Source organism: Paractinoplanes polyasparticus, from assembly GCF_019710575.1.
In the GTDB taxonomy this organism is placed as follows: domain Bacteria; phylum Actinomycetota; class Actinomycetes; order Mycobacteriales; family Micromonosporaceae; genus Actinoplanes; species Actinoplanes polyasparticus.
Genome location: NZ_JAHWFK010000004.1, coordinates 204,918 through 218,141 on the forward strand (window position 1 = coordinate 204,918; position 13,224 = coordinate 218,141).

Sequence of the window (13,224 nt, forward strand, 5' to 3'; positions counted from 1 at the left end):
TGTCACGTGGTTTCGGCGCTCACGGTGTGGTCGGTTTGCGGGCGATGACGCCGTAGGCGACCGCCTCCTCTTCGGTGATCTGCGGCTGGGGTTGGCGGTCGGGGCACCAGTCCACAACCGATACCAGGCCCGGCGGTAGGAGCTCGAGGCCGTCGAGCAACGCGGTGATCTGCGCGTGGGTGCGGGGGCGGAAGGGGCCGTGGCCGGCGCCGGGTTCGGCGAGCTTGGTCAGTCGTTCGACGTGCTCAGGGGTCAGCGGGTCGAAGGTGACATGCGATAGGGCGAGGTAGGAGCCGGGTGGCAGCGCATCGATGATCCGGGCGAGGGCTCGTTGGGCGTGCTGGTCATCGACGACGAAGTGCAGAACGGCGAGGAGCAGGACCGCGACCGGTTGGTCGAAGTCGATGAGCTCGCGGACGGTGGGTGCGTTCAGGACGGCGTCGATGTCGTCGAGGCCGCCCTCGGTGACGGAAACTGCGCCCAGCGGATCGCTGAACATGAGGGCGCGGGCGTGGACAGTGACGAGGAGATCGGGGTCGACGTAGGCGACATGGGCGTCCGGGTGCACGGTTTGGGCTATCTCGTGCACGTTGGGCTTGTAGGGCATACCGCAGCCGATGTCGAGGAATTGCCGCACGCCGCAGTCGGCGGCCAGGAAATCGACGGCACGGTGCAGGAACGCACGCAGCTCGCGGGCGGCCCGGTCAACGGAGGGCAGTTCTTCGCGGATCTGCTCGGCGGAGGAGCGGTCTGGTGCGAAGTTGTCCTTGCCGCCGAGCAGCACGTCGTAACGACGCGCGGGTGCGGGCCGGTTGACGTCGAACCCGGACGGCGTCACGACAGGTCGCCTTCGCACGGGCTGCCGTAGCAGTGGCCGGGGTTCATGTCGGTGGTCAGGCGGGCCAGTACGGTGCGGCGTTGCCCGGGCGGGGCGGCGGGGGCGTGGTCGATCAGCGCATCCAGGCGTGCCGCACACACGTCGGAATGTTCTTCGAGCCCGGGCAGGTAGTCGGTGACCAGGAGCTGGTACCGCGGTCTACCGGGCTGGTAGACATCGGGCAGCCCAGCGCGCACGCGGGCCGCCTCGCTGCCACGTCGGCAGGCGGTCAGCATCGCCAGGTAGACGACCGTGCACCTGATCACCAGGTCGAGTTGCAGGCTGTGCTGGTTGCGGGCGCGGGTGAGGGCGTCACCGACCTCGCGGATGGCTTGCCCGCAGCGGCCGACCGCATGCAGGTCAGCTGCCAGGGCGATCCGGTCTTCGATGTCGGCGGGATCGGCCGGCTGCCCGCGCAGGCCGAGGAGTTCCTGCCAGATTCCGATGGCGTGCTGCCGATGGCCCTCGCCGCGCAGCGTTTCGGCGTAGGTGCGGGTGGCCGCCACGACCCGGTCGTATCCGGCATGGTGGAGCTGGCGGGCGGCTCGATAGGCGTAGCGCGCCCATGGCAGCCACAACTTGCCGTAGGTGCTGTCTTCACCGACGAACCCCAGGGCCGCATCGATCAGCTCGACCGCGGGTGTCGCCGTGGCGGGATCGAGGCGGGTCAGTCGGGCCAGCCTCGCGTCGGCGTTGGAGTCGGTGTTGCGGTCAGATGCCATCGAACTCACTGGTCTCCAGCAGGAATGTCGGGTGCGGATCCGTCTACGTAGGTGGGCACCGCGTATGGATGCGCGTGATGTTGTGATCGTGTGGGGCCGGGCGGTGCACCACAGCGGGCGTGGCAGCGGTCTGGGTGCACCGCCCGGGTGCGGGGTCGCAACGGTCGGGACCCCGCCGCTGGGCCGTCCGGGCAGGCGGGTGAGAGCTCGCTACGCCCGGGCAGCGTTCCCGCTTATCGGGTGGAGTCAGGGTCGGGTGGGCCGGCGGGTCGCCACATCCGGTAGAGGACGGTGTCGCCGGTAACCGGGATGGTCGGCGGGTTCATGTCGATGTAGCCGTGCCGCTGGTACAGCGCCCGGTTCTGCTCGCCGGTGGCTTCCAGGTAGGCGCCGATGTCCTCGGCGTCGAGCCGGGCGTGCGTGTAGTCCATTAACCGGCTGCCCAAGCCATGGCTCCACCGGCTGGGGTGCACGGCGAGGAACAGCAGGTGCCAGTGCGCGTCGCTGGGGTGGTGGGCGTCCATCAGTGCGTCGAGGTGCTGGAACCGGGGCAGGTCGTCACCGGCGAGCTCGGCCAGGTGTCTGGCGTATCCGTCTGGTTCGCTCGGCTGGCCGGTGCGGTCGAACCAGACCGCGGCGGCCGTGTTGTCGTCGGACATGACGACCTGCCCCGCGCCGCCGATGGCGTGGGCGATATAGAGCCGATACCAATCCCGGACGACTACCCGGCGTCGGTGCGCATCTGGCACCAAGAAGCGGATCACCTCCAGGTGATCAAACGCCTCGGTGACGATGTCGGCGACGGTGTCGATATCGTCGAGTCCAGCAACGCGCAGGGCCGGGATCGTGCCGGTGTTCGTGCCGGTCGGTGCGGTGTTGGCCATGAAGCGGCTCCGTTCGGGTCAGAGGATGGCGGACAGGCCGGTTGCGGCGGTGGTGCTGCGGGTGCCGCGGCCGATGCCCTGGTAGACCTGCGGCTTGCGGTGTTTGAGGATCAGTCCCCAGCAGGTCCCGGCGGTGAAGACGACCAGGATGGCGAGGGGCACGATCCGGGCCGGGCCGGTGCCGGGATCCACGCCGTATTGCAGGGCCAGGTTGTCCAGCGACAGGACCGAGACGACCAGCAGCACGGCGGAGGCGATCAGCGGGGCGATCAGCCGTTGCCACAGGTTCTCGCCCCGGGAGTTACGGGCGAAGAAGGCGAGCACGGCGACGCTGGTCAGGGTGTAGAGCAGCAACACCCCGAGGCCACCGGTGGTGGACCCCCAGTAGAACAACTGGATCAGCGGGTCCCAGCCGGCCCCCGCAAACACGATCAGCACCACGAACGCGAGCGCGGTTTGAGCGAACGAGGCGTTGCGGGGGGCGTTTCTGGCCGTGGTCCGGCCGAACATCCGGGGCAGGACACCTTCGCGGCCCAGGGCGAAGGTGTAGCGGGTGATGGCGTTGTGGAACGCCAGCCCTGCGGCGAACGTGCCGGTGCCGAGCAGGATCTTGCCGACAGTGATGGAGCCTTGGCCGAGCACGACGGCGGCCTGGTTGAAGAACAACTCCGGGCCTTGCGCGGTCGCGGTCTCGACCGGGTTCGGGCCGGCGGCGGAGATCTGCACCCACGAGGCCAGCGCGTACACCGCGGCGATGACCGCGATCGTGACGTAGGTGGCTACCGGGATGGTCCGCTTCGGGTTCTTGCTTTCCTCGATGTACACCACGGACTGTTCGATCCCGGCGAACGAGGTCGCCCCGAGCACGATCAGCACACCCAGGGTCGGCCCGGACAAGTCGCTGACCGACACTGCTGCCATGTTGAACGCGAACCCCGGGGCCGACATGATCGCGATGCTGTTGACGACGACCAGGATCGTCTCGGCGATGACCAGCAGCACCAGGATGTGACCAGACAGTTTGATCTCGTTCGCGCCCAAGATGGCGACCAGTGCCCAGGCCAGCAACGCGGGGATGAGCCAGTGAACGTGCAGCCCAGTCCAGTCGCTGAGCAAGGGGGCGCCGATGGCGGCGCTGAACGCGCCGTAACAACACAACTGGAAGGCGTTGTAGGTGGCCAGCGCGAGCCACGACGTGCCGACCCCGAACGGGCGACCGAGGCCGTGCGCGACGTACGCGTAGAAGGCTCCCGCGTTCGGGATGTGCCGGGCCATCGCCAGATAGCCGACCGCGTAAATCATCAAAATAGCGGCGACGGCGAGGATCGCGATCGGGAAACCGATCAGCCCGGTCGCGGCCAGCGCAAGCGGCACGACCAGGGTGATGACGGTCAGCGGCGCCACCGACGACGCGATCGCCGCACCGATCGCGAACGGGCCAAGCCGGTTCCGGGCCAGCGCGTGCGACACGCTGCCCTGCACGGAAACAGAGGTGGAGGTGACGGGCACTACGAAGTCCTCCTACACAAACGAGGGATGAAAAAAGGGGGGCCGGCCAACACAGGGATAGGCGGAGCAGCGCAGCGGGCTGTACCGCCACGGAAATGGGTGGGTGACTCCTTCGGGCCGGGTCAGCGCATGGCGGCCTCGCCGACAGCGGAGTCGGCAGCGCGCAGCAGTTCCCGGCAGGTGTCGTCCAGGCGGCGGCTCAATTCATCGGCCAGCCAGGACCATTCGTCCGGGCTCAGGGTGGCCAAGGCATGGTGGTGCAAGCCCGTCGCCAGATACAGGCCCGCGAGCAGCAATTGGTGGTCGGTCAGACGGCGCCGGCCCTGCACGGCGATGCACACTTTGTTCGCCGGATTCCCGGCGGCCACCGAGTCGCACGGCTCGAACCGCACCGACCTACCGCCCAGCAACCGGCGGCGTTCCTCCCTGCGAACCAGACCGGTCCGGGTCAGCCGATCAAGGACCCGCTGCTCCGCACGACCCTCGTACGCCAGATACGACAGCCACATCCGCAGCTCATGGCCACGCCGACGATGCCGAGTATCCTGCTCGCCGCGCTGCTGCTCGCGCAGTTTCGCAGGCCACGCCGCCGACTCGTCCGCGTCCAGCCATCCTGCGTTCTGGCCGTCCTGCTGCCGCGGCGACCACACCGAGCCTTTCCCCGTCACCGTCGGCTGCCCCAACGCCCACGCATGCCTGCTCGCCATCGCCGACGAGGCCGGAACCGCCCGATCCTGTTCCTCGGCCCGCATCTTGACCAGCACAGGACCCAACGCTGGATCAGCCGGCGGTGTGGCCCCGGTGCGGAACAACTCCCCCTCACGTAAGTCCACGAACCGGCCGTCGATCAGCTCAGCGATCAAACCCGCCGCCAGCCCCACCCCTAACGGCCAATCACCGATGCGTGGCCTACCGCTGACGCTGTCGTACGCCGTGAGCCACAAATCATCGGTGAGCCTCGTCGGCTCCGCTGACGGCATGACCAACCCCTTCTACAGGCAAGCGAGTAAGAAACGAGAGGCAAGATGCGAGGCGGGGCGCCCGGACGATCGCGGCGCTGACAGCAGGCTCAAGCCCAGCCCGCATCTGCTGCGCTTCAGTACCGCCACGGCTGGATGCACGACCGGACGTCTGCCTCCCCGGCCGCACTGCCTCATCCGGTCAGAACAGGGAGCGAGGAGTCTTCATCTGAGATCAGCAAGCGCCGGGGGACGCCACATCGCCCACACAGGCATCCGCCCTGGCAGCAAACGTGATTCACCGATCTCGGCGCCGGCCTTCGGGTCGGTCGCGGATCCAGCCGTTGAAACAAGAGCCCAAGATGGAGTCGATCTCATGTCGACCAGAACCTCCGTTCTGCCAAAGGCGTTTCCGCCGTTGAACGCTGCCGGGTCAAGCTATGGCTGCGCGGAGGTGGCTCTCAACGAGTGTGCTCAAGCTTGCTCGATCAACTTCTGTCACGATCCAACCGGTCGATGGCAGAGGTGATCGCGGCCCGTGCCTCTCGGCCGAAGACTGCCTGGCCGGACAGATCGCGGAAAATGTTCTTGTAGAGCCTGAGCTCGTGTGGCTGCGTGATGGTCAGGTGGCCGCTGACCAGCTCCACGTTGACTTGCTTCTCGTCGAACATCCAAAACCCCTCGACCGGCCACGTCCGCGAACGGTCCATGCCAAGGGGAATGATTCCGAGAGAGACCGACGGCAATGAACTCACCGCGAGAAGATGGCCCAGTTGACCAGCCATCACCTCGGCTCCGCCGATCGGGAAGCGCAGGACGCTTTCCTCAAGCACGATCGCGAAGCGGTGGTCGCCCTCGCCGAGAACATGCTGCTTGTCCACACGTACCTGCACTGCGGCCTCGACATCGTCGATCAGACCGCGACGTAGACGCAGGCCATCCAGGAGTGCGGCGATATAGCCGCGAGTCTGGATCGGACCCGGGATGAGACGCGGGTTGTAGATGTGGAAATTTCGCGTCCGCTCCCACAGCGGAATGACTGACGCCTGCGCACGACGCAGACCAGTCGACTCCATACGCCGCCACTCGACGAACATTCCCTCCACGGCGCGTAACGAGGCGACGAACTCCGCAGTGTGCTCCGGAACGCCGGTGCACAGGCACCAGGTGCGAATATCTTCAGGGGACGGTTGGATACGGCCGTACTCGATCCGGCTGACCTTCGACTCGTGCCACCCTGCGCGTTTCGCCAAGGCCCGCCCGGTGAGGCCCGCGTCGATACGGACCTCACGCAGGCGGGTACCCAGCGCGGCGAGCGCCTGTTGCGCGCTTGACGACTGCGATTTCATCTACCTGGAACTGCGCTGCTCTTCATCCTCGGCTGGAACCGCTCGTGCGGTATCGCTCGGTTCCAGACCGCCTCGAAGGCCGACAGGCACAGCTTCAGGACGGCGGGGTCATCTGTCATCTCGTGTTCGGTGGACTTGCCGTCGCCGTCGAAGTAGCCGATGCGTGCGTGCTCTTCGTCGAACACCCAGAAGTCGTTGCCGGGCAACGCGATGTCCGTCGCTTTCCTGCGGGGAAGCCAACGAATCTCCTCGCCGGCGGCGACGTTGGTAAAGGTGCCGTCGTACTCGAACCTGATGTATTCACTGACCGGTTCACTGATGATCCTGGCCCGCTGGATCCGAACACCACGATCCGTGACCTCAGCGACGACGTCCAGCCAGGGACGCCACCAGGTCGAGCGGTCGCGGTTCGGGTCGTCGCCGCGTCCCTGCTGCCATGCGAGGAACATGGGATCGTCCCGGTCGTACCCGTCCCGCATCTCCAGATGGATCGCCGAATGTTCACATGACCGCAGCAGCTCCTGAATGCTAGGAAGGACCGCCATCAGCAACCTCCGGGAAGAACTGGGTCATGTATCGCGGGATCTCCACCACCGTCTCGTACTCCGGCAGACTGAGTTGGCTCAGTCGCTCCCGATCAGTGACCTTCAGTCCCTGAACCAGGTACGTATCGCGGTCGGTGTCGCGGTAGATCGTCGCCGAGTCCCCGTCGGGGCTGCTCGGGTCTTTGCCGAGGAACTCTAGTGCCATAGCGTCATGCCTCCCCTAGCGCCTTGCATGAACTTGCTCGGACACCGGAATGGTGTCGCGGTGATTGCTTTCCGTCAATCGGTGATTACAGAGCGCACTCAAGGCCGATGCCGCTCGATGAGCAACGCCCCGTACCCCGCGTCAGGGCGGCCGGCCCCGCCTCGGACGTGCCGGGCGCGTCTCGGCCGTTGATCGTCCCATTTTCCGATCAGCTCGCCTTCCTGGTGTGATATGCCGCGACGATGGCCCGCGCGGCCGATTCCAACGCGAATTTGCCAAGATGCGTACCGGATCGCACAAACGCGCTCCACGTGGCGCCGCTACTGGCGTGCAGCCAACCGGCGAAACGGCCGTGGTCCACACGCTGACACCGCCGGACACACTCCGGACCACCACGACACCGGGAAGAATCTGGCTCCGTAAGCGGTGGGTCCAGCGCGTCTAGGGCGCGGGCACCCTCCTGCGCCGGAGTGGCACCCGGGTAGACGACGATGAGCGGCTCGTACGCGGACGGATGCGTCCTCGTCTGCTGCGCGACCTCGCGCGCCTACGAACCGAGGTAGTAGCTGTCTATCCGGCCGTGGGGGGTGGCGAGCAAGAGTGCCCGGAGTCGATATCGGGACAAAGATCTCGCCATGCCGCCGTAGATCGATCCAACCGTCGCAGTGAGTATCCACCCTTCCAAGGGGGTGGATACTCACGCGGCATCGTGTCCGGCCTCTTCGACCGCCAGGCCACACGAACGCAGGATCACCTTCACGCCCTCCTCCAGTCGGTACTTGCCCAGCCAGTCATCCACTGCGTTGACCTTGCGCCGGTAAACGTTGAACTGGTCTCCCACGCTGGCATGCAGGTAGCCCACGTAATTGCTTTGATGAGTGACGCTGAACCCGCCCATGGTCGAGACGGTCAGCACCGCACCGGCAATCTCACGCTGACCTCCGGGAACGCGGCGCTCCACTGTCCACCCCCTGACATGGCAGGCAGTCCCGCTCACGACCGCAGTTTGGGCACCATTTCCCCTTGTCGCTGACCAGCACCAGCCCTAATAGGAGTCCGATCACCAGCCCGGCGACAGCAGCTATAACGAGCATCCGTCACCCCTCGTCACTTTTCGTGGCCGCTTGTATCGTGTGGGTACTGATGCTCACTCTGGTAGGTATCAGATTGCAACGGCTCACACTGACTTCGCGCGGATTGATCTAGTAGATCTGGCCAAAATCCGCTTGACGTGCCAGACCGACAGATGGAACCTTCCAAACTGGTAGGTTCCCGAATACCAGACTGGAAAGGGGACGCCTCGTCGTGACGGAGGAGACCAGCGGATCTACGGTTCCCCGACGCTCGCTCGGGATCGCTCTAGAATCGGCGCGCAAGCGGGCCGGCATCACCATGCAGGGAGCTGCCGACAGGGTCGGAGTGTCGGTCCAGACAGTCAGACGCGTCGAGCGCGGCGAGGTATCGACTCGACCATCAACGGTTGAAGTGCTGTGCGACTTCTACGGCCTCGACACTCGCATGCGCGATGTGCTGATCGGTCTGGCCAAGGAAAGTAAGTCGCGCGGCTGGTGGCACTCCTACGGCGACGTGATCCCGCGCTGGTTCGAGCTGTTTGTATCCCTGGAGCAGACAGCCAGACGCATCCGTGAATACGCGCCGCAACTGGTCCCGGGACTACTTCAGCACAGCGGATACATGGGCGTAGTGATCCACACTGACCTGCCACACCTCGAAGAGGCTGAGGTTGCGGCCCGGATAAGGCTGCGTCAGGAACGCCAGCAACTGCTGACCCGCTCCTTCCCCGCGCCCCCCGAGATGGAGGTGATCATCTCCGAGGCGGTGTTGCTGAGCGAACCTCCCGCCGACGGGGTGATGCGCCAGCAGGTCTGGCACCTGCTGAAAGCAACAGAGCTGCCCGGTGTGACAATCCGTGTGCTGCCACTCAGCGCGAACCCTCATCGCTCATCGTCCACGGGCGCGTGGACCCTGATGGATTTCGTGGCCGAGAACGGCAACACCCCGCCGGCCACGGTATACAGCGAGGACCTGACAGGTGCCATCTACCTGGACAAGCCCTCAGAGATCGACGTGTACGAGCAAGTCTGGGCAGCCTTGGACAAGCAAGTCCTGGCACCAGAGCAATCCATCGAATTGATGTCTCACCGATTGAAGGAGCTGACCGATCGTGAAGCCTGACCTGACCGGTGCGGAGTGGAAGAAGTCCACCCGCTCCAACGGCTCTGGCAACTGCGTGGAAGTTGCAACCAACCTCCCTAACATCGTCGCCGTCCGCGACACCAAGGACAACGGCACCGGACCCGTCCTGACCTTCACCCCGGCCGAGTGGGACGCGTTCGTCGGCGGAACCAAGGACGGAGAGTTCGACCGGTAGATTCCGTCTTGCTGTCGCGCCTTCCGTCCAACCGGCTCGGCGGGTCGAACGGGGCGCCTCCACAACGCGTGGGGCGCCCCTTCTGTTGTTCGGAGGTTGCTGGGCACGGTCAAGCCACCACCTCCGACAACGGGTCCATGCCCTCCGCGCGCGGTCGCCCGGATGACGGACCGATCGGGATCACGTCTTGTTCTGCCTTCAGGACCTTGAGCAGGAGCGAGGCGCGTGCGTTAGATATGCCGTGCCCGTCGTCACGCATGGCGTCCGCGAGGTTGTCACGCGAAAGCGACCGGCCGTCGCTAGCCAGCGTTACCCGAGCCGCCCGCGCTGCCGAGATCAGGTGTGACACGGGGCGAATGTCCAGCGGTGCCGCCGCGTGGTTGTCGGTGCCAGTGTCGCCCGGCCGCCCCGGTGCGGGCTCGCTCGTCCGCTCTGCCGTGCCGGGCGCGGACGGAGCGGGCTCGCTCGTCCGCCCGGCGGGGACGGTTCCGGACGGTGCTAGGTCGTCCCGTCCCGCCTGCTGGACGGTCCCGGGGACGTCCGGGACGGTCGGGGACGTCCGCTGATCGTCCCGGACGGTCGTCCGCTGATCAACTCCTTCATGATCGAACATGGAGAACAACAACTTGACCGACACGAGCATGGACAGCGCCGGCCACCCGGCCAACGCCTTGCCGATGGGGTCGGCGCCGCCCACCGCGACGTTCGCGGCGAGGCTGGCACCCGTGCCGACGAGGAGCGTCACCCACGGAATCCAGCCGGTGGGGCGCCCGGCGCGACGCTGCGCCACCAGGTAGAGACTGGCCACGATCTCCAGCCCGTCCACACTGATCGGGAACGCCAGCGACTTCCACCCGAGTTGGCCATGGTCAAGCGCCAACTCCCTCATGTGCGAAAAGCTGATGGCGCCCGCGACGATGGCCAGAGCGCCTACGAACAACGCGGTGAGAACCATCAGAGTCTTGTCGGTCCGGGTCTTCACCGGGTCACTTGCCCGGGAGTAGCCGCCGACGCGAGTAGTGCCGACAGGGCATCGAGCACCCGCGCGGCGTTGTCGCCAGACATGGACAACTCCACCTCTCCGACCTGCACACGCAGGAAGACCGCACAAGGCCACGGGGCGCACGCTTCGGACAGCCGAGCCGTCCCATCCCAGGTCGGCATCATGGACGCGGTGAGGTTGAGCGGGATCGGGGCGGACTGGTGTTCGCCCCCGGCACCGGGGGCGTAGCCGTTGGCTTGGCTGGCCGGGTCGGCGGTGCACCGGATGAGGTCACACCAGCCGGGATGCGTTGTGCCGCAACGGTTTCCGCTAGTTGCCAGAGAATCAAAGCCTGATTGGCTTTTTACGTTCATTGACTACCGTGAAGAGCCAGGCCGCGAACGCGCTCGACCGGCTCCGCCTGGTCTTCGACGAGCTGCCCGACGCCGTCACCGTTCAGGACAGGCGATGACGGAGGAGAAGAACGACATGACCGAGGACGACCGCGCGGTGCGGATCCTGCGCACCATGCCCGCGGAACCGCCGCTGCCGTCGACCGTCGACGTGCCCCGCACCATGGCCGAGGGGCGACGGCGGCGCCGGGTCCGCACGTGGTCGGGCGGGGTGGCCTTGGCCGCGGTGACCGCGGCCGCGGCGGGCGCCGGCACCGTGGCCGCGACGGCCCAGCGCGGCGACGCTCCGGCACCGCCGGTCAATCCGGTGACGACCACCTCGAAGGCACCCGCCCCGCCGCCCGTGCCGAAGGACTGCAAGGTGTCCCTGCTGCCCACGGGCGGGATCAAGAAGGCCCTGGTCACCGCCGGTGACCCGACCGGGCGCTACCAGGCCGGGAGGGCCTATCCGGGGACGGGGAAGGTCCACACGGTGGTGTGGCGGGACGGCGCCTTGTTGCCGGTTCCGAAGATGCCGGGCGACGACCCGTCGTTCCGCGACATCAACTCGTCGGGCGTCGCGGTCGGCTACAGCTTCGAGGGGGACGACCAGCGGGCGTACGTGCTGGAGGGTGACACCGTGCGGCAACTGCGCGGCGGAGGGGCCTCCGCTGCCGCGATCAACGACCGGGGCGTCATCGCCGGAGCGCTGGGCGACCTCTACCTGTCCGGTGTGCCGGTCATGTGGAAGTCGTCCCGGGCGACGCCGACGAGGCTGCCGCTCCCCTCCGGCTTCACCGGCGGCGCCGCCGTCGACATCGCCGACGACGGCACGGTGCTCGGCTCGATCAGCCGCAAGACCGGCGAGGGAACCGCCTACCTCTGGCTCCCCGACGGCACCGGGCGCCTGCTGCCCAAGCCCGGCCAGGCCGACTACTTCTGGGCCGACTCGATCAGTAACGGCCGGCTGTTCGGCAGCGCGGTGGACGACTCCGCCGACGGTTCCACCCGCCGGTTCGTGTCGTACCGCTACGTGATCGCCACCGGAAAGTACGAGAAACTCGCGACCCAGCTGTCCACCGCCTTGGGCGCCGAGAACGGCTGGGTGCTCGGCACCACCTCCGGGCCGGTCATCCTGGCCGGCCCGAAGGTGGTGAAGCTGCCGGCGTACAAGAGAATGAAGGAGTACCAGATGACGGCCTTCAGCGCTGACGGCCGGACAGCGGCCGGCTACACGACCGATACGACCGACACCGAGCCGGTGGCCAACCGCCCGCTCAAGTGGACCTGCCGCTAGACCGGCCACGACGACATCGCCACCGGCTCGGACGGGCCGGTGGCGATGTCGACGGTGTCTAGGAGCCCGAAGTCTCAACCCGGGCGATGAGCTGCTTGAGCCGGCCGATCTCCTCGTTCAGCGCGGCGGCGCCGCTGTCGGTGAGGGTGATCCAGGTGCGGCCGCGACGGCCCTCGTAGCCCTTCTCGACCTCGATCAGCCCGGCCTCCTCGAGCACACTCAAGTGCTTGGAGAGGTTGCCGGCGGTCAACTCGAGCTGGGTGCGCAGATAGCCGAACTCGACCCGGCGGGCCTCGTGGGTGACGGTCAGGATGCCGAGACGCACCCGCTGGTGCACCACCTCGTCCAGGCCGGTGACCGGGTGCGCGGCGTCGGTCACCGGTGCCGCCGTGCCGCGCGGCGGAAGCCGAGCGCGGCCACCAGCAACACCACGCCGACGATGATCTGGGGGACTGCCATCCCGGCCCGGATGCCGAAGTGCGGCGGACCGAAGCCGAAGTTCATCGGCAGCACCAGCAGAACCAGGGCGAGGTAGCCGAGCGTGAACAGCAGCAGCGCGACGTTGCGTTCCAGCCAGGCCAGCACCAGCAGCGTCACCCCGATCATGCCCCACGGCATGACCAGCCGGTCGAGCACGAACCACCAGTACGGAAGCGGCTGGTCGGGGATCGGGTGGCTTTCGAAGTACGTGGTCACGGCCAGCCACGCGGCCGGGAACACGATGGTCGTCACGGCGCCGGTGATCGCATACGGCAGCACCCGGCGGCCACCCAGCCCCCGTGCCCGGGCGGCCCGCAGGTAGAAGAAGGCGATGGCCGCATACGCCAGTGGCGTGGCCGGAATCCAGTACCAGAGCATGCCGTTGCGCGCGAACTGGCAGCCACCGTCGGGCTGGCAGTTCACTTCCATGCCGAACCAGTCGACCGGGATCGCGGCGAACGTCGCCGCGGACAGCACCAGCAGCGCGACCCAGGTCATCCGTTGGTGGAGCCGCACCCGGTGAGCCAGCGCGCGCAGATCCGACAGCAGCCGACGCGGATCGTCGGCGGCGGGTATCGAGTTAGCGGTCATGCCAATAGGTTTCCACAGCAAACCAATTGGCGCCAGTGCC

15 protein-coding genes are annotated in these 13,224 nt (G+C 67.0%); 3 read left to right on the forward strand and 12 right to left on the reverse strand.

What is annotated here, in order from left to right; translation table 11 throughout:
- Nucleotides 1–19 precede the first annotated feature (19 nt).
- From KXC43_RS06900 to KXC43_RS06940, 9 genes are all read right to left on the reverse strand, one after another.
- On the reverse strand, nucleotides 20–838 hold the full coding sequence (locus KXC43_RS06900) for an SAM-dependent methyltransferase (protein ID WP_221375096.1): 819 nt from the start codon (nucleotides 836–838) through the stop codon (nucleotides 20–22).
- Nucleotides 835–1,599: a hypothetical protein gene (locus tag KXC43_RS06905; protein WP_221375097.1), complete on the reverse strand. Its 765-nt coding sequence runs from the start codon at nucleotides 1,597–1,599 to the stop codon at nucleotides 835–837. The genes KXC43_RS06900 and KXC43_RS06905 overlap by 4 nt, the downstream gene beginning before the upstream one ends.
- Nucleotides 1,600–1,832: 233 nt before the next feature.
- Nucleotides 1,833–2,483 carry a GNAT family N-acetyltransferase gene (locus tag KXC43_RS06910; RefSeq protein ID WP_221375098.1) on the reverse strand — a complete coding sequence of 217 codons (651 nt, stop codon included), beginning with the start codon at nucleotides 2,481–2,483 and terminating at the stop codon, nucleotides 1,833–1,835.
- A gap of 18 nt (nucleotides 2,484–2,501) precedes the next feature.
- A complete protein-coding gene (locus tag KXC43_RS06915; protein ID WP_308128989.1) occupies nucleotides 2,502–3,992 on the reverse strand; it encodes an APC family permease in 1,491 nt (496 codons plus the stop codon).
- Nucleotides 3,993–4,114: 122 nt separating this feature from the next.
- Nucleotides 4,115–4,972 (reverse strand): GPP34 family phosphoprotein, encoded by an 858-nt coding sequence (locus tag KXC43_RS06920; protein ID WP_221375099.1) that lies wholly within the window; start codon nucleotides 4,970–4,972, stop codon nucleotides 4,115–4,117.
- A gap of 467 nt (nucleotides 4,973–5,439) precedes the next feature.
- Nucleotides 5,440–6,300 (reverse strand): helix-turn-helix domain-containing protein, encoded by an 861-nt coding sequence (locus KXC43_RS06925; protein ID WP_221375100.1) that lies wholly within the window; start codon nucleotides 6,298–6,300, stop codon nucleotides 5,440–5,442.
- Nucleotides 6,297–6,845, reverse strand: coding sequence for a DUF6879 family protein (locus KXC43_RS06930; protein ID WP_255643630.1), 549 nt, complete (start codon nucleotides 6,843–6,845; stop codon nucleotides 6,297–6,299). Before KXC43_RS06930 ends, KXC43_RS06925 begins: the two co-directional genes overlap by 4 nt.
- Nucleotides 6,829–7,050, reverse strand: coding sequence for a hypothetical protein (locus KXC43_RS06935; protein ID WP_221375101.1), 222 nt, complete (start codon nucleotides 7,048–7,050; stop codon nucleotides 6,829–6,831). The genes KXC43_RS06930 and KXC43_RS06935 overlap by 17 nt, the downstream gene beginning before the upstream one ends.
- Before the next feature lie 697 nt (nucleotides 7,051–7,747).
- Nucleotides 7,748–8,047, reverse strand: a complete 300-nt coding sequence (locus KXC43_RS06940; protein WP_221375102.1) for a hypothetical protein — start codon at nucleotides 8,045–8,047, stop codon at nucleotides 7,748–7,750.
- A 308-nt stretch (nucleotides 8,048–8,355) separates the two neighbouring features.
- On the opposite strand from KXC43_RS06940, the gene KXC43_RS06945 reads away from it, so the two are divergent.
- Both KXC43_RS06945 and KXC43_RS06950 read left to right on the forward strand, forming a co-directional pair.
- The gene (locus tag KXC43_RS06945) at nucleotides 8,356–9,246 is read left to right on the forward strand and encodes a helix-turn-helix domain-containing protein (protein WP_221375103.1); all 891 of its coding nucleotides are present in this window, start codon (nucleotides 8,356–8,358) and stop codon (nucleotides 9,244–9,246) included.
- Nucleotides 9,236–9,442, forward strand: a complete 207-nt coding sequence (locus tag KXC43_RS06950) for a DUF397 domain-containing protein (RefSeq protein WP_438870856.1) — start codon at nucleotides 9,236–9,238, stop codon at nucleotides 9,440–9,442. The genes KXC43_RS06945 and KXC43_RS06950 overlap by 11 nt, the downstream gene beginning before the upstream one ends.
- A gap of 109 nt (nucleotides 9,443–9,551) precedes the next feature.
- Here the strand turns inward: KXC43_RS06950 and KXC43_RS06955 are convergent, their stop codons facing one another.
- Nucleotides 9,552–10,424, reverse strand: coding sequence for a DUF2637 domain-containing protein (locus KXC43_RS06955; protein ID WP_221375104.1), 873 nt, complete (start codon nucleotides 10,422–10,424; stop codon nucleotides 9,552–9,554).
- 468 nt (nucleotides 10,425–10,892) lie between these two features.
- Here KXC43_RS06955 and KXC43_RS06960 point away from each other — a divergent pair, with 468 nt between their 5' ends.
- Nucleotides 10,893–12,113, forward strand: coding sequence for a hypothetical protein (locus KXC43_RS06960; RefSeq protein ID WP_221375105.1), 1,221 nt, complete (start codon nucleotides 10,893–10,895; stop codon nucleotides 12,111–12,113).
- Nucleotides 12,114–12,171: 58 nt separating this feature from the next.
- Here KXC43_RS06960 and KXC43_RS06965 read toward each other — a convergent pair whose 3' ends face one another.
- Nucleotides 12,172–12,492: a transcriptional regulator gene (locus KXC43_RS06965; RefSeq protein WP_221375106.1), complete on the reverse strand. Its 321-nt coding sequence runs from the start codon at nucleotides 12,490–12,492 to the stop codon at nucleotides 12,172–12,174.
- The gene (locus KXC43_RS06970) at nucleotides 12,489–13,184 is read right to left on the reverse strand and encodes a hypothetical protein (protein ID WP_221375107.1); all 696 of its coding nucleotides are present in this window, start codon (nucleotides 13,182–13,184) and stop codon (nucleotides 12,489–12,491) included. The genes KXC43_RS06965 and KXC43_RS06970 overlap by 4 nt, the downstream gene beginning before the upstream one ends.
- Nucleotides 13,185–13,224 lie beyond the last annotated feature (40 nt).